20 protein-coding genes are annotated in these 18,628 nt (G+C 65.5%); 7 read left to right on the top strand and 13 right to left on the bottom strand.

The window, feature by feature from the left end; all coding sequences use genetic code 11:
- Positions 1-158: 158 nt before the first annotated feature.
- The gene (locus BGK68_RS06470) at positions 159-1,142 is read right to left on the bottom strand and encodes a zeta toxin family protein (RefSeq protein ID WP_075256398.1); all 984 of its coding nucleotides are present in this window, start codon (positions 1,140-1,142) and stop codon (positions 159-161) included.
- A gap of 57 nt (positions 1,143-1,199) precedes the next feature.
- Positions 1,200-1,685, bottom strand: a complete 486-nt coding sequence (locus BGK68_RS06465) for a hypothetical protein (RefSeq protein WP_075256397.1) — start codon at positions 1,683-1,685, stop codon at positions 1,200-1,202.
- A gap of 164 nt (positions 1,686-1,849) precedes the next feature.
- Here BGK68_RS06465 and BGK68_RS06460 point away from each other — a divergent pair, with 164 nt between their 5' ends.
- The gene (locus BGK68_RS06460) at positions 1,850-2,728 is read left to right on the top strand and encodes an oxygenase MpaB family protein (RefSeq protein ID WP_075259700.1); all 879 of its coding nucleotides are present in this window, start codon (positions 1,850-1,852) and stop codon (positions 2,726-2,728) included.
- 6 nt (positions 2,729-2,734) lie between these two features.
- On the opposite strand, the gene BGK68_RS06455 is transcribed toward BGK68_RS06460, so the two are convergent.
- The 5 genes from BGK68_RS06455 to BGK68_RS06435 form a co-directional block, all read right to left on the bottom strand.
- Complete coding sequence (locus BGK68_RS06455; RefSeq protein ID WP_075256396.1) at positions 2,735-3,631, bottom strand: hypothetical protein; 897 nt, start codon at positions 3,629-3,631, stop codon at positions 2,735-2,737.
- The gene (locus tag BGK68_RS06450; RefSeq protein ID WP_075256395.1) at positions 3,628-4,557 is read right to left on the bottom strand and encodes a glycosyltransferase family protein; all 930 of its coding nucleotides are present in this window, start codon (positions 4,555-4,557) and stop codon (positions 3,628-3,630) included. Before BGK68_RS06450 ends, BGK68_RS06455 begins: the two co-directional genes overlap by 4 nt.
- 67 nt (positions 4,558-4,624) lie before the next feature.
- Positions 4,625-5,002 carry a c-type cytochrome gene (locus tag BGK68_RS06445; protein WP_075256394.1) on the bottom strand — a complete coding sequence of 126 codons (378 nt, stop codon included), beginning with the start codon at positions 5,000-5,002 and terminating at the stop codon, positions 4,625-4,627.
- Between the two features lie 32 nt (positions 5,003-5,034).
- Positions 5,035-5,826, bottom strand: a complete 792-nt coding sequence (locus BGK68_RS06440) for a DUF2145 domain-containing protein (RefSeq protein ID WP_075256393.1) — start codon at positions 5,824-5,826, stop codon at positions 5,035-5,037.
- Between the two features lie 21 nt (positions 5,827-5,847).
- Positions 5,848-6,258 (bottom strand): hypothetical protein, encoded by a 411-nt coding sequence (locus BGK68_RS06435; RefSeq protein ID WP_083657920.1) that lies wholly within the window; start codon positions 6,256-6,258, stop codon positions 5,848-5,850.
- A gap of 189 nt (positions 6,259-6,447) precedes the next feature.
- Here BGK68_RS06435 and BGK68_RS06430 point away from each other — a divergent pair, with 189 nt between their 5' ends.
- The gene (locus tag BGK68_RS06430) at positions 6,448-7,191 is read left to right on the top strand and encodes a helix-turn-helix domain-containing protein (RefSeq protein WP_075256391.1); all 744 of its coding nucleotides are present in this window, start codon (positions 6,448-6,450) and stop codon (positions 7,189-7,191) included.
- A gap of 5 nt (positions 7,192-7,196) precedes the next feature.
- Here the strand turns inward: BGK68_RS06430 and BGK68_RS06425 are convergent, their stop codons facing one another.
- The 3 genes from BGK68_RS06425 to BGK68_RS06415 all read right to left on the bottom strand — a co-directional run bounded on the left by BGK68_RS06425 (position 7,197) and on the right by BGK68_RS06415 (position 9,586).
- Positions 7,197-8,429, bottom strand: a complete 1,233-nt coding sequence (locus tag BGK68_RS06425) for an MFS transporter (RefSeq protein WP_075256390.1) — start codon at positions 8,427-8,429, stop codon at positions 7,197-7,199.
- Entirely contained in the window at positions 8,426-8,773 is a 348-nt protein-coding gene (locus BGK68_RS06420) for a DMT family protein (RefSeq protein ID WP_006461163.1), read from the bottom strand. Before BGK68_RS06420 ends, BGK68_RS06425 begins: the two co-directional genes overlap by 4 nt.
- A 96-nt stretch (positions 8,774-8,869) precedes the next feature.
- Complete coding sequence (locus BGK68_RS06415) at positions 8,870-9,586, bottom strand: hypothetical protein (RefSeq protein WP_075256389.1); 717 nt, start codon at positions 9,584-9,586, stop codon at positions 8,870-8,872.
- A gap of 228 nt (positions 9,587-9,814) precedes the next feature.
- On the opposite strand from BGK68_RS06415, the gene BGK68_RS06410 reads away from it, so the two are divergent.
- Entirely contained in the window at positions 9,815-10,147 is a 333-nt protein-coding gene (locus BGK68_RS06410; protein WP_075256388.1) for a DMT family transporter, read from the top strand.
- 14 nt (positions 10,148-10,161) lie between these two features.
- Here BGK68_RS06410 and BGK68_RS06405 read toward each other — a convergent pair whose 3' ends face one another.
- Positions 10,162-11,103: a GlxA family transcriptional regulator gene (locus tag BGK68_RS06405; RefSeq protein ID WP_075256387.1), complete on the bottom strand. Its 942-nt coding sequence runs from the start codon at positions 11,101-11,103 to the stop codon at positions 10,162-10,164.
- 117 nt (positions 11,104-11,220) lie between these two features.
- On the opposite strand from BGK68_RS06405, the gene BGK68_RS06400 reads away from it, so the two are divergent.
- The 3 genes from BGK68_RS06400 to BGK68_RS06390 all read left to right on the top strand — a co-directional run bounded on the left by BGK68_RS06400 (position 11,221) and on the right by BGK68_RS06390 (position 14,126).
- Positions 11,221-12,033 (top strand): SDR family NAD(P)-dependent oxidoreductase, encoded by an 813-nt coding sequence (locus BGK68_RS06400; RefSeq protein WP_075256386.1) that lies wholly within the window; start codon positions 11,221-11,223, stop codon positions 12,031-12,033.
- Between the two features lie 59 nt (positions 12,034-12,092).
- Complete coding sequence (locus BGK68_RS06395; RefSeq protein ID WP_075256385.1) at positions 12,093-12,851, top strand: SDR family oxidoreductase; 759 nt, start codon at positions 12,093-12,095, stop codon at positions 12,849-12,851.
- Positions 12,852-12,914: 63 nt separating this feature from the next.
- On the top strand, positions 12,915-14,126 hold the full coding sequence (locus tag BGK68_RS06390; RefSeq protein ID WP_075256384.1) for an MFS transporter: 1,212 nt from the start codon (positions 12,915-12,917) through the stop codon (positions 14,124-14,126).
- Here the strand turns inward: BGK68_RS06390 and BGK68_RS06385 are convergent.
- Together BGK68_RS06385 and BGK68_RS06380 are read right to left on the bottom strand one after the other, a co-directional pair.
- Positions 14,123-15,460 carry a sigma-54-dependent transcriptional regulator gene (locus BGK68_RS06385; protein WP_075256383.1) on the bottom strand — a complete coding sequence of 446 codons (1,338 nt, stop codon included), beginning with the start codon at positions 15,458-15,460 and terminating at the stop codon, positions 14,123-14,125. The genes BGK68_RS06390 and BGK68_RS06385 overlap by 4 nt on opposite strands.
- The gene (locus BGK68_RS06380; protein ID WP_083657739.1) at positions 15,445-16,863 is read right to left on the bottom strand and encodes a sensor histidine kinase; all 1,419 of its coding nucleotides are present in this window, start codon (positions 16,861-16,863) and stop codon (positions 15,445-15,447) included. The genes BGK68_RS06385 and BGK68_RS06380 overlap by 16 nt, the downstream gene beginning before the upstream one ends.
- A gap of 203 nt (positions 16,864-17,066) precedes the next feature.
- Here BGK68_RS06380 and BGK68_RS06375 point away from each other — a divergent pair, with 203 nt between their 5' ends.
- Positions 17,067-18,542, top strand: coding sequence for a sensor domain-containing diguanylate cyclase (locus BGK68_RS06375; protein ID WP_324617586.1), 1,476 nt, complete (start codon positions 17,067-17,069; stop codon positions 18,540-18,542).
- Positions 18,543-18,628: the final 86 nt, after the last annotated feature.

The raw sequence follows: 18,628 nt of genomic DNA, 5'->3' as shown, positions 1-18,628 counted from the left end.
GCCTCGCAGCCCGCGTGCATGCGGCTTTTCGGCACAGCGTTTTCTGACGGGAATGTCAGAAAGCGTCCTTTCGCCTGATTGCTACCGAAATGGAAAAGCGCCTGGAGGCGCTATTGCGCTATTGCCCGATTGCGCTATTGCCCGATTGACTGGATTGCTCATGCTCTTTCGATCTCGGAGACGGAACCATCGGCTTCATTGTCCTTTCCTTGTTCCTGCTGCCGATCATCACGCACTACAACAGGGGCATGACCAATGGCATAGTTGATCGAAATATCTTCTTGCAGTCTATACACTGGTGGTTTGTCGCCATGTGTGGCGAGGTCGGTATCCAGCAACAGCCGATCATGAATCACGGCCACTTTCTTCTCCGCATCCCATTGCAACAAATAATGCGGGCTGATATAGATCAGCTTGCCGCGGTAGTAACCGTCGAGTTCATTCGCTGTATCGGCTGAATTGCTGCTTTCCACCGCCTGCACCATGCCATCGTAATCCGCTTGTCGCTGCGCGATCGGCGCCAATAGACGCTCTTGAACCCACGGCTTCATTTCAGCCGCCTTCAATACTTCGCCGTCTTCAATGATCACTTGCAGGGCGGGCCTGCTCTGGTCCTTGGAGTTATCAAATACAAACACGGCGTCTGACAACTCAACCGCCTTTGGCAGCAGTGCCATCGTCCGCTCGTAGCGTTCACGAACCTTATCTTCTGGGACGTGATGCCCGGTCGTCGTCTTTGACTCGTAGCGGAAATTTACACGCCGCACGTTGATATCAGGATTCTCTGTTGTGATGAAAGTCAGGACGACGTGATAACCCTTTTCCTTCAGCAGCCTCAGTTCGGCCATCCGACTTGGATGGGACATCACCGTTTCGTACGCGAAGGGCCGCTGACTTTCAAGCGCGTCCCGGCGTGCCTGAACTGCTGCAACCTGCGCAGCGCGATCGCGGGCCGCTTGGTCCGGATAAACCCCGGGTAACTGTCTGGCAATTTCATCTGGATTGATGAAATGTTCCGGCAACACATAGATGCCGTTCACCGCGGTCAAACCGCTGGACTTGACTTCGTTAATCAGGCTGCTCTTACCTGATCCGTTCGGCCCAGCGAACACCATGCACTGCAGGAGTTCTTCGTTTTCCATGCTGTTCATTCAAGAAAAAACGCGGCATTGCCGCGTTCTGAATTGAGGATAAAAGAATCAGCGCGAGATTTCAGTTTCGAACAAATTGACGCCTGTCTTTTCAACTGTCCCCGTTCGATGCTGCGTGGTTTTCTTGTGCTGCGCCTTCTTTTTTTCAATCGCCTGGTTTTGCGTGGCCTTGCGCGCGGTACGTAGCAACTTGAAGTATGAAAATCCCTGGGAGTTGGACGATTTCACCAAAGTGACAGGGCGCAGCTTAGCCTGTGAGGCTTTCGAACCGACAATAACCCGAACAAGCCGCACGCGGCTTTCATTTGTGGAGGTGGAGCCTTCGAGTTCGGCCCGTGCAATATTCCGATGAATGGATTCGGCCTGTTCGTTGCGGCGCAGTTCTTCTCCGCGCTTACGATCAGCTTCCAGGTTAAGGACGAAGTTTCCCGTGAAAAGCTCACTCCATTCGCTCACGGTCGCACCTAACACCTTGGTATCAGGCGTCATCGTCCGAGCATTCGCAACGTTGATTCTTTTCCGAGTGATTGCCATGGTGGGCTCCGAGCGAGGCTTTGCGTCCATACAACTATTGACGCGCAATAGGCCAATTATAGTCCAATCACTTGACAGCGCAATTTACCTGTAGGCGCCCCGGCAGGAATGCAGGCGCTATGGCACACTGCCTGCCCTGCCCTTCCTTTCCGTTTTTCTGCACCATGGAATTCCTGCGCCAGCGCATCGAAGCCACCGTCCTGTCCATCAGCCGCGGCCCCGGCAGTGCGGACTTCCTGCAGCCGCCGGGCGACCCCGGCCTGTTCGGCCCCGACTCGGCGGCCTGGCAGGTCCACAGCGATTTCACCGCCATGCTCACCGGCGGCGTGGCCGCGCTGCTGTTGCAGATGTTGCATCCACTGCCGCTGGCCGGCGTGTGGGACCACTCCGACTTCCAGGCCGACATGCTGGGCCGGCTGCGCCGCACCGCGCAGTTTGTCGCCGGCACCACCTTCGGCAGCCGCGCCGATGCGGAACGCCTGATCGCGCGCGTGAAGCAGATCCATCTGGGCGTGAGCGGCGTCGCCGCCGACGGCAGGGCTTATGCAGCCAGCGATCCGGACCTGCTCACCTGGGTCCATGTGGCCGAGGTGCATTGCTTCCTGCAGGGCTATCTGCGCTACCGCAACCCCGCTTTCCCGGCGGCGCGGCAGGACCAGTATTTCGATGAGATCGCCTGTGTCGCCGAGGCGCTGGGTGCGCGCGCAGTGCCGCGTTCGAGCGCGGCCATTGCCGGCTACATCGAAGACATGCGAGCGCAGTTGCGCTGCGACGAACGCACGCGCCAGACCTTGCAACTGGTATTGAATGCGCCCGCTCCCAATGCGGTAGCACAACCGTGGACGCGGCTGATGATGCGCGGCGGCGTGGACCTGCTGCCACCCTGGGCGCAGCAGATGCTGGGCGTCACGCCGCGTTCGCCCTGGCGTCGCGCCCTGTTGCAGCGCTCGGTGCTGCTGGCGGCGCAACCGCTGCGCTGGGCCATGCGCAATGGCTCCATCCATCTGGCGCGGCGGCGCATGGGCTTGCCGCCGCAACCCTGAAGCGGGTCAGGAAAACAGGCCCAGGCTGTCGTCGGTAGCGATGGCCACGGCGCCGGCTGCCGCCGCCACCGGAGCCATGTCATTGGCGGCATTGCCGCGGTTCGGCTGGGACGCACTCCTGCTTTCCGGCCCGGCGGTGTCGCCGTTGCCCTCCTTGCCATTGTCCCAGTCACCGCTGGCGCCGCCGCCGTCGAACTGGCCCTGGAAGGCGTCCGGGTCGCGACGTTCGCCCATGTCACGCCACAGGCTGCTGCCCTGGCTGGAGGTGGTGAAGCTGAACAGGGCGGCACGGTCGTCATCGTCCTGGCGTCGCGTGCGCCGCACCGCCGGCGGCTGCAGCGGCGGCAATTGCGCCAGCAGGGTGCGCAACTGCTGCCAGCTTTGCGGATCCAGGTCGGTGTCATCGCGCAGCGCTTGCCGGATCAGGCGCATCATCGCGCGCATCGCACGCGAGGCGTCGTACAGGGCGCGCCGTTCACCGTCCAGGCGGTCCAGTTCGCGGCGCATGGCGTCGAGCTGGCCGAAGCGCCGGCGGTCGACATAGCGGGTCAGGCGCACCCGCATCAGCGTGAGCGCCTCGCGGTAGGGTTTTCCGGCGAACCAGGCCATCCAGCCGAACCACATGAAGCGGCGCTGGTGCTGCGCAAAGCTGGAACGGATCAGCTCGTCCACGAAATCGGGCACGGTATCGTTCAGGTGCTGGAGGGTGGCCGGCGAAATGGCCGGCAACAATTGCCGTTCCACCAGGTGGATACGGTAGCGGCGGCGACGCCGGTCGGCCGTAGCGATGGCGCTGCGCACCTTTCCCAGGCGCGGGCCCAGCAGGTCGTCGGCTCTCTCCAGGATGGGCAAGGCCGCGCGCAGTTCGGCGCGCAACGCGTCGGTCAGGGGTGAGGATGTCATGCGGCCAGCTCCACGCCGTCTTCCAGGCGACTCGAAAAGTAACGCGCGAAATAGTCGCGCAAGCCCGGCTTGTCCATGCCGGCCGCCCACTCCAGGGGCTGGCCGGGGCGCAGGTCCAGGTCGGTCCAGGGGTCATAGCCAAGCTCGGTGATGTCGTGCATGCGCAGGAAGTAGCGCCGGTTGACTGCATCGCCGTGCCACAGGTGGCGGATGTGGCCGGGCACCACGCCCAGCCTTCCCTCGACCTCGGCGTGGAAACGCTCGCTCCACTCGCGCAGGTGGGCGATCTGGCGCGGATCGTTCTTGAGTGCATTGCGGATGCAAAAATTGCAATCGTTGAAGATGGCATGGGCCATGAAGTGATCGGCGCTGCCCGAGATCGCTCCCTCATAGAGCCCGACCCGATCGAAGATCTCGCGATGCATGGCCCAGCCATAGCCGGTATGGCCGTGCAGGTCGTAGCGGCCGGCGTTCAGGGTAGACGGATCGCTGGCCATCACGCTGGCGAAGGAGCGGCACAGATCGGGCGAGGGACCGGCCTGGCCATGGCGGTCCAGCCGGGTGCAGGTCTCGAAGACCTGCACGATGCGATGCCGCCCCAGCGCCTCTACCAGGTCAGCGGCCCAGCGCGGGTTGTCGAAGAGGATGTCGCAATCGAGCCAGGCCACGTAACGGCAGCGCGCCGGCAGCCAGGAAGCGCCCAGGTTGAGCAGCCTTTCCTTCTGCCACAGCAGCGTGGCGGCGCGGACCTGGATCACGTCCAGGCTGGGCGGCAGGTCGAAGGGTGCATCGCCGAAGGCGCATTCGACGGTCAGGCAGGTGACGCCGGCTGCGCGCATGCCCTGCATGAACAGGTCGTAGTTGCGGCGCCGGGTGGCATAGCCGACCGGATTGAAATAGGTCGTGATGACGAACAGTTCGGACATGGCGCGGTGCTCTTGTTGTCGTTATCGCCTGCCCGCAGGGGCAAGATCCTGCGCCTTGAGACTGTGCCTATGGTTTGAAAGTTCGCAGGTAGGCCAGGATGTCATCGATCTGCTTGTCGCTGCCGATGCCCCAGAAACGCATCTTGTTGCCCGGCACGACCTCGCTGGGCGCCTTGAGGAAGGCGCGCAGCTTGTCTTCGGTCCAGACGAAACCGGCGTTGGCCATCGCCGGGGAATACCTGAAGTCGCTGGTGGAACCGGCCTTGCGCCCGATCACATTGCTCAGCTGCGGACCAAAGCCGGCCCGCGCCGAGGGGCCCACGGCATGGCAACTGGCGCATTTGGCGAAGGCGGCGCGGCCGGCGGCCACATCCCCCGCCGCCACCGCCGACCAGGGCGCGAGGACGAGGACTAGGGCGAGGGGCAGGCAGGGATGGGGGCGCATGGGTGTTTCCGGCGTGACAGAACGTAGGGCGGCTATTGAATCACGAAATGGCTGGCTTCGAGGCCCGACTTGCGCAGGAAGGTGAACACCGAATCGGCCGTGGTGGTCTCGATTCTATCGCTGAAGCGCAAGGCATTGGGATGATCGTCAAAGGCGATGTTGGCCTTGAACATGCGTCCGCCCAGGCGGGTCATCGGTCCCAGGTGCAGGGTATCCGGCGCATAGCCCTTGAACTTGAGCCAGGCCTGGGCCTGTTCGCGGTTGCTGATCTGCGGCTCCAGCGCCAGGGCCAGGGTTTCCGTGACCCACTGGTTGGACTGCTGGTAGCGGCTCGCCCAGGGATAGGCCAGCATGCTGTACTGCGGTTCATGCATGCGGGTGACCTGGGGCCTGACGATGGCCGCGCGCAGCTTTTCTTGCACTTCCGGCGGCGGCACCGCTACGTAGGCTTCCAGCAGGAAGGGCGAGTCCATGAAGAACTGCCCCATGCCTTGCTCATAGAGGTTGCTCACGGCTGTGCCGCATTCGTTGAGCTTGTGCACGACATCCCATTGCTGCTGGTCGCGGTAGGCGATGGCCAGGTGCGAATAGCGTTGCTGGTATTTGCTCAGGTCCTGGCCGATGCGGCCGATGATGACCACGTAGGCGCCGCTGGCGTTGAGCCGCTCGACGGTCTTGACCGCCATGTCCAGCTGGGCCCGCACGGAAGTTGCCTCGGGGATGGTCTGTTCGCAGGCTTGGCCGGCGTGGGCCGCCAGTGGCAGGGTGATGGCCATGGCCAGGCTGGCCAGCAGGTGCTTGATAGAGAATGGACGCAATGACATGTGATTCTCCCGGTGAGCCGATCAGGACAGTCTTTCGTTCTTCAGCAGGGCTTTGCCCAAGGCATTGGGAATGATCGCCAATACCTTGCCGGAGGCCACCAGCAGCGTGCCGGAGGCGGTCGTCACGAAACTCACCGATTCGCCCACGCCGACGGAGGCCGCACCGCTGACGTTAGCGCCCACGGTCACCGATGCGCGCACGCCCTCCCCGAGCTTTTCCAGCACATAGACCGTGCCCTCAGCCGAGGCTTCCACGCCCTTGACGACGTAGCGCCCGCCTTCGGAGATGAAGTAGGCCGGCAGGATCACCGACACCGCCACCGATACGGTCGAGGCATCGCTGTTGCGTGATTGGGCGTACGCCGGCGCAGCCAGCAGGGCAGCCACCAGGACGCAGGAGAGGGACAGGCGATGCAGCAGAGGGCTTTTCATGATGAACTCCTTCATGTTGTTGGATTTCTACTTGACTGTCGCCACCCCGGCGAAGCAGCCAGGCGCAATGTAGCAATGGGAGCAAGCGCCGTGGAGGGCGTCATCGAAAAGCGCAATTCCTGTTTCATCAGGTATCGAAATACAATACCCGACCATCATCGATGAATATGCGGAACAAGGAGGATCGTCATGGCCCAGGCCGAATCGCTGGTCAATGCATTGAAGAACCTGCTCAAGGCGCGCGGCATCACCTATGCGCAGCTGGCCAAGGGCCTGGGCTTGAGCGAGGCCAGTGTCAAGCGCATCTTTGCCGAACGCAGCTTTACGCTGGAGCGGCTGGATCAGGTGTGTACGCTGCTGGGCATCCAGATCAGCGACCTGGCGCGCATGGTGGTGGCCGAGCAGCCGGTGCCGTCACGGCTCACGGAAGAACAGGAAAAGAAGCTGGTGGCCGATCCCAAGCTGCTGCTGGTGGCCGTGCATGCCCTGCATCAGTGGACACTGGACGAAATCGTCTCGAACTTTGCCATGACCCAGGCCGAATGCATCCGCCTGCTGGCGCGGCTGGACAAGCTGGGCATTCTCGATCTGCTGCCCAACAACCGCATCCGCGTGCGGGTGGCGCCGGACTTCTCGTGGCTGCCGGGCGGGCCGATCCAGCAGTATTTCCGCGCCCAGCTGCGCAACGATTTCTTCAATTCGCATTTCGACAAGCCGGGAGAAAAGATGATCATGGTCAGCGGCACGCTTTCCGAGGAAAGCAATGCCGCCGTGCAGCGCGCCATGAACCGGCTGCCAGCCGAATTCCTGGCCGCCCATCAGCAGGACCTGACGCTGCCGCTGGAACGGCGTACCGGCAGCGCCATGATCGTGGCCTTGCGGCCATGGTCGCCGGCCCACTTCCAGCAGATGCGCCGCCAGAAGGAGCAATAGGAGGCCTACTTCACCGCTGCTGCGGCTGGACTGCCTTGCGGTGCATGATCGCGCCGCTCAGCCAGCCAGGCCCACACCACCAGCGCCAGCAAGGCAATGCCGGTCAGTACGGCAAAGGCGGTGCCATACCCGTAGTGCCGTGCCACCACACCGGCCAGCGCCGGACTCATGGCCGCGCCGATGGACTGGATGGTGGTCACGGCGCCCAGGCCGATATTGATGTGGCCACTGCCATGCAGGATGCGCGCCACCGAACCCGGCAAGGCCACGCCCAGCAGGCCTGCGCCCACGCCATCGAGCATCTGCACCGGCAGCAGCGCCCAGGGTGAATCCCATAGGCCGGCCACCATGCCGCGCAACGGCAGCGCCAGCAACGCAATGGTAATGAGCAGCCAGTACCCCTTGCGGTCAGCAAAGCCGCCTGCGAAGAGCGCCGTGGGAATCATCACCAGTTGCGCCACGATGACCGTGAGCGCGGTGTAGAGCGCCGGATCGGCGCCGCCGCGCGAGACCACCGATTGCCCCAGCAGCGGCAACATCGCCGCATTGCCGAGGTGGAACAGCATCATCGCCAGCGCCAGCAGCATCAGTGGCCGCGAGCTGGCCAGCACGCGCCAGGTGGAGGTGTCGGGCTTGTCGCTAGTGCGCTGCGGATCGAGGCCGCGGGCGACGTCATGATCGATATCCTCAGGCCGGATGCGCGCGAGGCACAGCAGCGACGCCACCGCCATCACGGCCATGAGCACGAACACGGCGGGCAGCCCCCAGTAATAGCCCAGCACACCAGCCAACGTAGCCGAGAAGACATTGCCGGCGTGGTTCCAGGCCTCGTTGTGTCCCAGCTGCGAAGGCAGGCCCTGCTGGCCGACGATGCCCAGGGTCAGGCCGGCGATGGCCGGGCCGATGATGGCGCCGACAATGCCGGTGCCGACCTGCGAGATCGCGGTGACGGTAAAACTGGGCGAGATCAGCAGCAGCAGCGACCCCGCCACCACCAGCACCGATCCCAATCCGACCACCAGCCGCTTGGCGCGCACGGCGTCGGTCAGCGCGCCCGCCGGGGTGGTGGCCAGCATGCCGGCGATGCCGCCCAGCGTCATCACATAGCCGATGTCGTCAGCGGCCCAGCCCTGCCCCATCAGGAACACGCCCAGGAAAGGACCGAGCCCGTCGCGCACGTCGGCCAGGCAGAAATTGAGCCGCGACAGCCAGGTCAGAGAAGCCGCTTTGGCGTTCATCCTATCGGCCCCTTGAAGATGAAGAAGGCGCCCAGGCAGATGCAGCCAAAGCCGACCAGGTGATTGATGGTGAACTGCTCGCCCAGGTAGAGCACCGAGAAGATCGAGAACACCACCAGGGTGATGACTTCCTGCATGGTCTTGAGCTCGGCGGCGTTGTAGACGCTGTGGCCGATGCGGTTGGCGGGCACGGCGAAGCAGTATTCGGCCAGGGCGATCATCCAGCTGACCAGGATCACCAGGTACAGCGGCCGGTTCTCGAACTTGAGGTGGCCGTACCAGGCGAAGGTCATGAAGACGTTGGAGATGATCAGGAAAACGATGGGAAGGACTTTAGGCGACATGGTTCTTATTCTTTATAAAAATGAAACAAGGAAGGAAAGATGCGCCCACTCGGCGGCCCGGACACATCGGCCGGACCGCCGGGCGGATGGGATCGATCAGCGCACCCGGCTGTACAAGGGCTGCAGGTCCTGCGTGCTGGCGCCCACATCGATGGCCTCGATGGCGGTGCCCAGGTTGTTGCGGGTCCCCAGGCCATTGGCAGCAAACGGCGCGCCAGGTTCCAGCGGCGTGCGGATGCTGTCCGGGGCGAAGCGCACGATGCTGCCGTCATCGAGGATGACGCCATTGGCTTCGCCACGCGGGCCGGTCAGGACCAGGGCGATCTTGCCGCGCACCGACATCTGGCGCAGTTGGGCCGCGCGCAGGTGCGGCGGCAGCGGCGGGTTGGCATCGAAGGCGGGCGGGCGATCAATGACGGTCTGGCCATTGGCCAGGTTGACGATGGCGTCGGCCTTGATCACGCCGGCCGCTTCACCCTGGCCGAACACGCGCACCGACTGGCCGGGCTTGACGGTGTTCTGCAAGGTCTGCGACAGGTGCGGCGGGAACTTGATGATGGTGCGCTCGCCCACCAGCAGGCCATCGGCCTCGCCGTAGGGATTGATCAAGAGGCGCGTGACGCGGCCTTCGATGACCGGGGGCTGGGCCGTCAGTGCGGCCTCATAGGTGGCCGGCGGCGCGGGCGGGGCCAGGCCGGGGCCGGGGCCAGCGCCAGGGCCGGGGGGCACAGGCTGGGCGTGGGCCGACATCAGGGTCGCCAGCAACAGGGCGGCCAGGGCCAGGGGGCGGGCGGACGAGGTGGATCGGGTCATGACAACTCCTTTGAGGTGAGGGGGGCTCCCCTTCTTTTGCAAACCCCGTGCCTGCCATGAAATCCTTTAAAATCAACGACTTGAGATTTTTCGACGAGGCCAGGGTGTCCGCTTTCGTGACACCTTGGCGTCCGCGGGCGGACACGGTACGTAGCCGGTACGCACCTCGCCAGCCTGACGTCCGTCCCTCAGCCACTGACAATTGACTTATCCACAGGAGTATCCCGCATGCCCGCTTACCTGAGCCTGGCCATCGCCATCGTCGCCGAGGTGATCGCCACCACCGCCCTGAAATCCTCGCAGGGATTCACGCGCCTGCTACCGGGCCTCATCGTGGTGGTGGGATATGGCGTGTCCTTCTATTGCCTGGCGCTGACCCTGCGCACCATGCCTACCAGCGTGGCCTATGCGATCTGGTCCGGCGTGGGCCTGGTGCTCATCACCCTGGCGGCCTGGCTGATCCACCATCAGCGCCTGGACTGGCCGGCCGTGGCGGGCATCGCGCTGATCGTGGCGGGGGTGATGGTGATCAACCTGTTTTCCAGCAGCGCGGCGCACTAGGGCCACAGCGCTGCTCAAGCGCGCCCCTCGCGGCGCATCGATTGCGGCGCTACCCCAAAGCCGCGCAGGAACACCTCGCGCATATGGCGGCGATCCCGGAATCCCGTCTCGCGCGCCACCACTTCCAGCGGATGGCGGCTCTGCTCGATCATCAGGCGCGCCGCTTCCAGCCGCAGGCCTTCGATGGCCTTGGCCGGGGATTGCCCCGTCTCCGAGGTGAACACGCGGGTGAACTGGCGCGCGCTCAGGTTGGCCTGCTCCGCCAGTTCTTCCACCGTCAGGGCGCGCTTGAGATGGCGCCGCGCATAGTTCAGCGCATCCTGGATGCGGTCGGTCTTGGGCGCCAGCTCCAGCATCTCGGAATGCTGCGACTGTCCACCGGCGCGGTGCTGGTGCATCACCAGCTTGCGCGCCACGCTGCGCGCGGCTTCCTCGCCGAGGTCCTTGCCCACCATGGCCAGGGCCAGGTCCAGCCCGGCCGTCATCCCGGCCGAGGTCCACAGCGGACCATCGACGATGTAGATGCGGTCGTCTTCCACCTGGATATCGGGAAAGCGCTCCTGCATCGCGCGCGCAAACGCCCAGTGCGTGGTGGCGCGGCGGCGCGCCAGCAAACCCGCCTCGGCCAGCACGAAGCCGCCGGTGCAGATGCCGGCGATGCGCCTGGCCTTCTTGGCGGCGCGCTGCAGGAAGGCGCACTCCTCGGCGCTGGCCGGCGACTCCAGCGGATTGCCGACGCCGCAGACGACCCAGGTATCGATGCTGGCCGTGGCAGCGGCCTTGGCCGTGGCCACCCGCATACCCAGTGACGAGGCCAGCTCGCCGCCTCCGACCGAATAGTTGTGCAGCCGGTAGAACTCGTGACCGGCCACCTTGTTGGCATATTCAAAGACCGCCTGGGTGGCCAGGCCCATGACCTGGAATCCTTCAGTGAGCAGATAGCCGACGTGGTGCATGGGCGGACTCCATCAGAAATGTGAATGTCTTAAAACGCTACCATATACGTCATTCAGGAAGTACGCAAGCGGCCTAAGATGCACTCCATCGACACCCCCACACCGAAGGAGAACCGCATGAACCAGCCGCACACCCCCGCCCACCGTGGCGCTGCCCTCGTCACCGGCGCCTCGTCGGGCATCGGCGCGATCTACGCCGACCGCCTGGCCCGCCTGGGCTATGACCTGATCCTGGTGGCGCGCAACCGGAGCCGCCTCAACGCCCTGGCCGAGCGCATCACCAACCAGACCGGACGCAGCGTCGAAGTGCTGGAAGCCGACCTCGGCCAGGCCGCCTCGCTGGCGCAAGTGGAAGAGAAGCTACGCAGCGACGCCAGCATCACCCTGCTGGTCAACAACGCCGGCATCGGCACCCACACGCCGCTGCTGCAAAGCGATGTGGACCACATGACCGGCATGATTGCCCTCAACGTCATCGCGCCGACCCGCCTCACCTACGCGGCCGTGCCCGGCTTCGTGGCGCGCGGCCGGGGCGCGGTCATCAATATCTCCTCCATCGTGGGCGTGGCCCCGGAAGTACTCAACGGCGTCTATGGCGGCAGCAAGGCCTTCGTGCTGGCCTTCTCGCAATCGCTGCACCATGAGCTGGCCGCCAAGGGCGTGCAGGTGCAGGCGGTGCTGCCGGGTGCGACCGCGACCGACTTCTGGGCCATCGGCGGACTGCCAGTGGAACACCTGGATCCGGCCATCGTGATGCCCGCCGAACAGATGGTCGATGCCGCCCTGGTGGGTTTCCAGCGCGGCGAGCTGGTCACCATTCCCTCGCTGCATGAGGAGGACGCCTGGACCGGCTATGAAGCGGCCCGCCAGGCCCTCATCACCAGGCTGTCGGCCAATACGCCGGCGCCGCGCTACCGCGCCGCGCACTGAAGAAGGGCATGCGCCCCGGACATCCCCCTGCTCTCCCGCTCTTTCACCAAGGAACCATCATGCAACTGACCGACAACACGATCTTCATCACCGGCGGCGCTTCCGGCATCGGACGCGGCCTGGCCGAGGCCTTCCACAAACTGGGCAACACCGTCATCATCGGCGGTCGCCGCCAGGCGTTGCTCGATGAAGTGGTGGCCGCCAATCCTGGCATGCAGGCCATCGCCTTCGACGTCGCCGATCCGGCCAGCATCGACGCCGCTGCCGCCACCCTGAAAGCGCGCTATCCTGGCCTGAACGTGCTGGTCAACAATGCCGGCATCATGCCCTTCGACGACGCCAGCGGTCACATCGACGACGAGGTCGCCCGCCGCATCCTCGACACCAACCTGCTGGGACCGATCCGCCTCACCTCGGCGCTGATCGACCTGCTCAAGCAGCAGCCGCGTGCCACCATCCTCCACAACACCTCGGTGCTGGCCTATGTACCGCTGGCGGTGACGGCGGTGTACTCGGCCTCCAAGGCGGCCCTGCACTCCTATGCCATGTCGCAGCGCTTCATGCTGCGCGAGACCTCGGTGCGGGTGCAAGAGATCGCCCCGCCCTGGGTCGATACCGACCTGGTCAAGAAGAGCGGCGACCCGCGCGCCATGCCGCTGGATGCCTTCATCGCCCAGACCATGGCCAGGCTGGCCAGCGAGGACGAAGAGATCATCGTCGATGCCGTCAAGCCCTTGCGCGACAACCCTGGCGCCAAGGAACACGCGCTGGTCAATGGCTTCAATGCAGCGCTCATTGCCCATCCCATTCCAGTCTGATCACCACGCGGCGAACGCCCCTTGTTGCGAGGGGCGGCACCCCGCCCTGCCGTCGAGGAATCCATGAATCCCCCTCCCCTCGGGCCTTCTGCGCCCTCTGCTTGCGCCTCTCCCACCCAGGCCGGCTCGCTGCTGACAGCGGGCTTCCTGGCCCTGGGCACCTTCGCCATCGGCACGGAAGGCTTCATGATCGCGCCGCTGCTGCCGCGCATGGCCGCCGACTTCGGCATGAGTGTGCCGATGGTGGCCAGCCTGGTCGTCATCTTCACGCTGGTGCTGGCGCTGAGCTCGCCCATCAGCACGGTGCTCTCGGCGGCCATGAACCGGCGTCGCGTACTGATCGCCGCCATGACCGCCTTCACGGCCGCCAACCTGCTGGCGGCATGCTCCAGCAGTTTTGTCGGACTGCTGGTGGCGCGCCTGCTCATGGCGGTGGCGGCGGGTCTCTACACGCCCAACGCCAGCGCGCTGGCCGGGGCCATGGTCGCGCCAGGACAGCGCGGGCGCGCCCTGGCCATCGTCAGCGGCGGCATGACCATCGCCATCGCCCTGGGCCTGCCGCTGGGCGCGGTGGTGGGGCATGCCTTCGGCTGGCGCGCGACCTTCCTGGCCGTGGCCGCCATGGGCGCGGTGGCGGTGGCGGGGATCTGGCTGGGCGTGCCGCGTCAGGCCGGTGCCCATCTGCACGTGGCCGGGCTGCGCGAACGCATGGCGGTGATCCGGCAGCCCCAGGTGCAGCGCCTGCTGGCCGTCACGCTGCTCTGGTCGGTCGGGGCGTATGCCGCCTATCCCTATATCGCGCCCTATCTCAGCCAGGTGCTGGGCTTTGGCGAGAGTCGCATCAGCCTGACCGTCAGCCTCTGGGGCGCGGCCGCGGCAGTGGGGGTGAGCGTGGGTGGCACGCTCAACGACCGCTACGGATCGGCGCGGGTGGTGCGGGTGTCGCTGCTGTTGCTGATGCTGTCGTTCTGGACGCTGGCCGCCGCCACGGCGCTGCCGCCGCCGCTGGCGCTGGGTCCGGTGCTGCTGGCGGTGGTGGTGTGGGGATGTTCGGTGTGGGCTTTCTTCCCGGCGCAGATGGCGCGCCTGATCGGCGCGGGCGCACCGGCCCAGGCGCCGGTGGCGCTGTCGCTCAACACCTCGACCCTGTATCTCGGTTTTTCGCTGGGCAGTGCGGCTGGTGCAGGCATCCTGGGTAGCGGCGCGATCTGGGGGATCGGCCTGTTCGCCGGTGCTTGCGCCTTGGTAGCTTGGCTGCTGGAACGCCGGCTCTAGTCGTGGGACTTGCCGGCTTCCTCCAGCCGGCGATAGAGCTGCTGGCGCGAGATGCCCAGCCGGCGCGCGGCTTCGGCGCGGTTGCCGGCGGCTCCCTGCAGGGCGCGCTCTATCATCACCCGCTCGACCTCGGCCAGGGCGGCCGCCAGCGGCCCGTCCCAGTCGATCGCCGGCGCGCTCGCCGCACTGGCCGGAGGGCGGACGGACAAGCCGATATCCTCGGCCTCGATGCACAGCCCATGGCTCATCACCGCGGCGCGTTCCATGGTGTTGCGCAACTCGCGTACATTGCCCGGCCAGGCGTGCTGCAACAGCAGGCGGGCGGCGGCGGGGCTGATGCGCTTGGGCGCATCGCCGCCCAACTGGCGCAGGAAGTGCTCGGCGATGGTAAGGATGTCGCCAGGCCGTTCGCGTAGCGCCGGCACCATGATGGTCAAGACCTGCAGGCGATACCAGAGATCTTCGCGGAAGCGCCCTTGGGTGATCTCGTGCTGCAGGTCGCGATGGGTGGCGGCGATGACGCGCACATCGACCCGCACGGACTGGTTGCCGCCCACCGGCGTCAGTTCGCGCTCCTGCAGCACGCGCAGGATCTTGGCCTGGGTGGCCAGTTCCATGTCGCCGATCTCATCGAGGAAGAGCGTGCCGCCATCGGCTTCCTGGAAGCGTCCCAGGCGCGGCGAGGTCGCGCCGCTGAAGGCGCCCTTGACGTGGCCGAACAGCTCGCTTTCGATCAGCTCGGCCGGAATCGCCGCGCAATTGACGGCGACAAAGGGACGTGCGGCGCGCGCGCCATTGCGATGCAGGGCGCGCGCCACCAGTTCCTTGCCGGTGCCGGTCTCGCCCAGCACCAGCACGGTGGCGTCGCTGGTGGCGGCGCGGCCGATCTGCTTGAACACCTGGCGCATGGCTTCGCTATCGCCCACCAGCTGGTTGCGTTCTTCCATGGCCGGGGAAGCCGCCGCCGGCGTGCTGGCGCCCTGGCGCAAGGCGCGTTCCAGCGTTTCCACCAGGGCCGCGCGCGGCACCGGCTTGGTCAGGTGATCAAACGCACCCAGGCGGATCGCCTCGATGGTGTTGTCGCCGCTGGCATAGGCGGTGAGCATGATGCAGGGGATGGCAGCGATGGCCGGGGCGCGCTGCAGGAAGGCCAGGCCATCTTCGTCCGGCATGCGCAGGTCGACGATGGCCGCGTCCACGCCATGGGCGGCCAGCAACTTGAGGCCGGCGGCTGTGCTGCCGGCTTCCAGCACTTCGTGGCCGAGGTCGCTGACGGTCTCGGCCAGGCTGCCGCGAAAGGCGGCGTCGTCATCGACGATCAGGATGCGCGCCATGGCAACTCCATTTCAAAACGTGCGCCCGCAGCAGAGGGCGCGAGGATGATCTCGCCGCCATGGGCATGGATGATTTCGCGCACCAGCACCAGGCCCAGGCCGGTGCCGCCGGGACGCTGGCTGACGAAGGGATCGAACAGGCTCTGGCGCAGGTCTTCCGGTACGCCCGGGCCATTATCGGCCACCCACAGCAAGAGCCGCCCGGGACTGCGCAGGCGCGCGCCGATCTCGATCTCTCCACCGGCCGGGCTATGCGCCAGCGCATTGAGCAAGAGATTGTCCAGCGCGCGCGCCAGCTGGGCCGGGTCGAGGCTGTGCGTGACCAGATCACCCTGCTCCGGCAGCGTGACCTTGATGCGCACGCCCTGGCGCTCGGCCATCTCCAGATGGGCCAGGCGGCGCTGCGGCAGCCATTGCGCCAGGTCCAGCGGCTGGCGCTGCAACTGGAAGGGCTGCGACAGCGCCAAGAGGCTGCCGACCAGCGCGTCCAGGCGCTCGGTCTGGGCCACCACCATTTCCAGCGCCCCGGTGGCGCGCGCTTCGCGCATCTGCGGCGGGGCTGCCAAGGCGTTCTCGGCTTTCATGCGCATGGTGCCGATGGGATTGCGGATCTCGTGGGCCATGCCGGCGGCCACCCGGCCCAGCGTGGCCAGCCGTTCGGCATGGGACAGCTGCGCGGCCAGGCGCTCGGACTGGCTGCGCCAGCGCGTCAGGGTGGCGCCCAGCCACAGGCCGGTGATCACCACGAAGGCCAGCAGCAGGCCGATGGCCACCAGCAACTGGTCGAGCACGGCGGCGCTCATGACGGGCACGCGCTTGAGCGTCCAGGCCGCCAGCGCTGCATCGGTAGTGACACTGAGGGGGCAGGCGGCGAACACCACGGCCTCGCGCAGGCCGGGGCGCACATCGGTGATGGTGGTCTTGCTGTCCAGCGCGCGCTGGGCGGTCGAGGCGATGCGCTCCATCTCCGCGCCGGGCGGATCGCGCTTGACGCCGCTGCCGTCATAGGTCGGGAAGGCATAGGCGACCACGCCCTTGCCTGCCTGCCAGAAACCGCCCTCCACGCCGGCCTGGTCGCGCAGCGCCAGGTCGATGACGGCTTGCATGACCGGAGTGGGAGCCGGAGCATCCTGCCTTGGCGTGCTGGCCGTACCCAGTGCATGAGAAAGGCCCGCGCTCATGGCAGCGCAACTGATGGAGGCCTGGCCGGTTGCCTGGCCGATCTGCGCAGACGCGCCCTGGCGGCTGAGCTGCCACAACAGGAAGGCCAGCACCAGGGCAATGAGGGCGATGAAGGCCCACAGGATGACGAGGTCACGTTTGACAGTGGTCTTGCTATTCAGACAGCCTCCCGGCCTTGGGGCATGAGCATAGGGTGATGGTGAGCGTGAACGCAGGGCCATGCCCGGCTCCGCCAGCGCAGGCGCGCTCGCATTTAATCATGAAGCCGGTCTCCAGGTAAGCCATCTGACAGGAAGCGCGCAAGCCCGGTTCATCATTTTTGTTGCGAGCCATGCACATTGCCGCTAATCAACATGGATCGTGCACCGCTTCTATGCGTTAATTACGCCCCAGGGGAATTTGCGGGGAGCGCAAAATCAAGCAGTTGAAGAATTACCTGGTCGTGATCCTGGTCATCGCGGTCTTGATGGTCATGGCCGTCAGCGCCAGTACGCTGTACCAGAGTTACCAGCAGACGCGCCAGTCTGCGGTGAGCAATGCCAGCAACGTCACCCTCGTCTCCCAGCGCGCCATCTCCCGCAACCTGGAGATGCTGTCGCTCTCGCTCGATACCCTGGCCTACCGCTTCCAGCACCCGCTCTCGGCGCGCCGGCTCAATGAGGCGCAGCGCTACGCCTACCTGTTTGGCAGCACCACCAACGTCAGTCACATCGCGGTGATGGCCGTGCTCGATGCCGACGGCCGGGTACAGGTCAGTTCGCGCCTGGGACGGGGCAAGGGCGCGTCCCATTATGGCGACCGCGCCTACTTCATCGCCCATCGCGATTCTGCCACCGTGGGACTGTACGTCTCGCGGCCGATGCCGGCCAGCCTGGGCAATGAGCTGCAGGTGGTGGTGCTGTCCAAGCGGCTCTCCAACGAAGACGGCAGCTTCGCCGGGGTGGTGGTGATGGCGCTGGACCTGGCGTATTTCCGGGAACTCTTCGAAGGTCTGGCGCTGGGGGCCGACGGCATCATCTCGCTGTATTCCGATGAGGGGATCGCCTACATGCGCGTACCCTACCGCGAGACCATCATCGGCCGCGACATCAGCCAGACGGGCAACTTCCAGCGCATCCGCGCCATGCTGAGCGAGGAAGAAGGCAGCTTCTTCGCGCTGGCCACCAACGATGGCGTGCGTCGGCTCTACACCTTCCGCCGCATTCCCGGCTCGCCCCTGATCGTCTTCGTGGGCTATGCCGAAGAGGCCATCTTCAAGACCTGGCGCAAGACCTTCTACGCGGTGCTGGTCTCGCTGGTGATCTTCGGCCTGCTGACGGGCTGGCTGCTGCTGCATGTGCGCCAGGAGCTGCGCCGGCGGGTGGCGGCAGAACGGCTGCTGGAAGCGCTGGCGCGCACCGATGGCCTCACCGGCCTGCTCAACCGCCGCGCCCTGGACGAATCCCTGCAGGCCACCTGGGAGCGCTGCCAGCGCAATCTGGGCGCTTCCTTCTCGGTGCTGTTCATCGACGTCGATTATTTCAAGGCCTACAACGATACCTACGGCCACAAGCTGGGCGATACCGTGCTCAAGGAAGTGGCCGACACCCTGGCCGGCAAGCTGCCCCGGCATACCGACTGCGTCGGCCGTTACGGCGGCGAGGAATTCGTGGTGCTGCTGGAGCAGACCGACCTGCAAGGTGCGCAGATGATGGCGCAGCGCCTGTGCGACGCGGTCCGCGAGCGTCACATCGCGCACGCCTCCAGCCCGCTGGCGGTGGTGACCATCAGCGTCGGCGTGGCGACGCTGGAGCGCGACCATCACCGGCGCGTGGAGGATGTGCTCAATGCGGCCGATGCGGCCTTGTATCGGGCCAAGCGGGAGGGGCGCAATGCGGTGCGGGTCAGTGGCATGGAATGACGGGCCGTGATCGGCAACGACTGACTCGTCAACCAACGACTTCGAGCAATATCTTCAAACCAGTGCCGGTCGGAAACTTGACATAA

The sequence above is a fragment of the Herbaspirillum camelliae genome, assembly GCF_001929405.1.
Classification (GTDB): domain Bacteria; phylum Pseudomonadota; class Gammaproteobacteria; order Burkholderiales; family Burkholderiaceae_D; genus Herbaspirillum; species Herbaspirillum seropedicae.
This window is presented reverse-complemented; position numbering and strand designations above follow the sequence as displayed.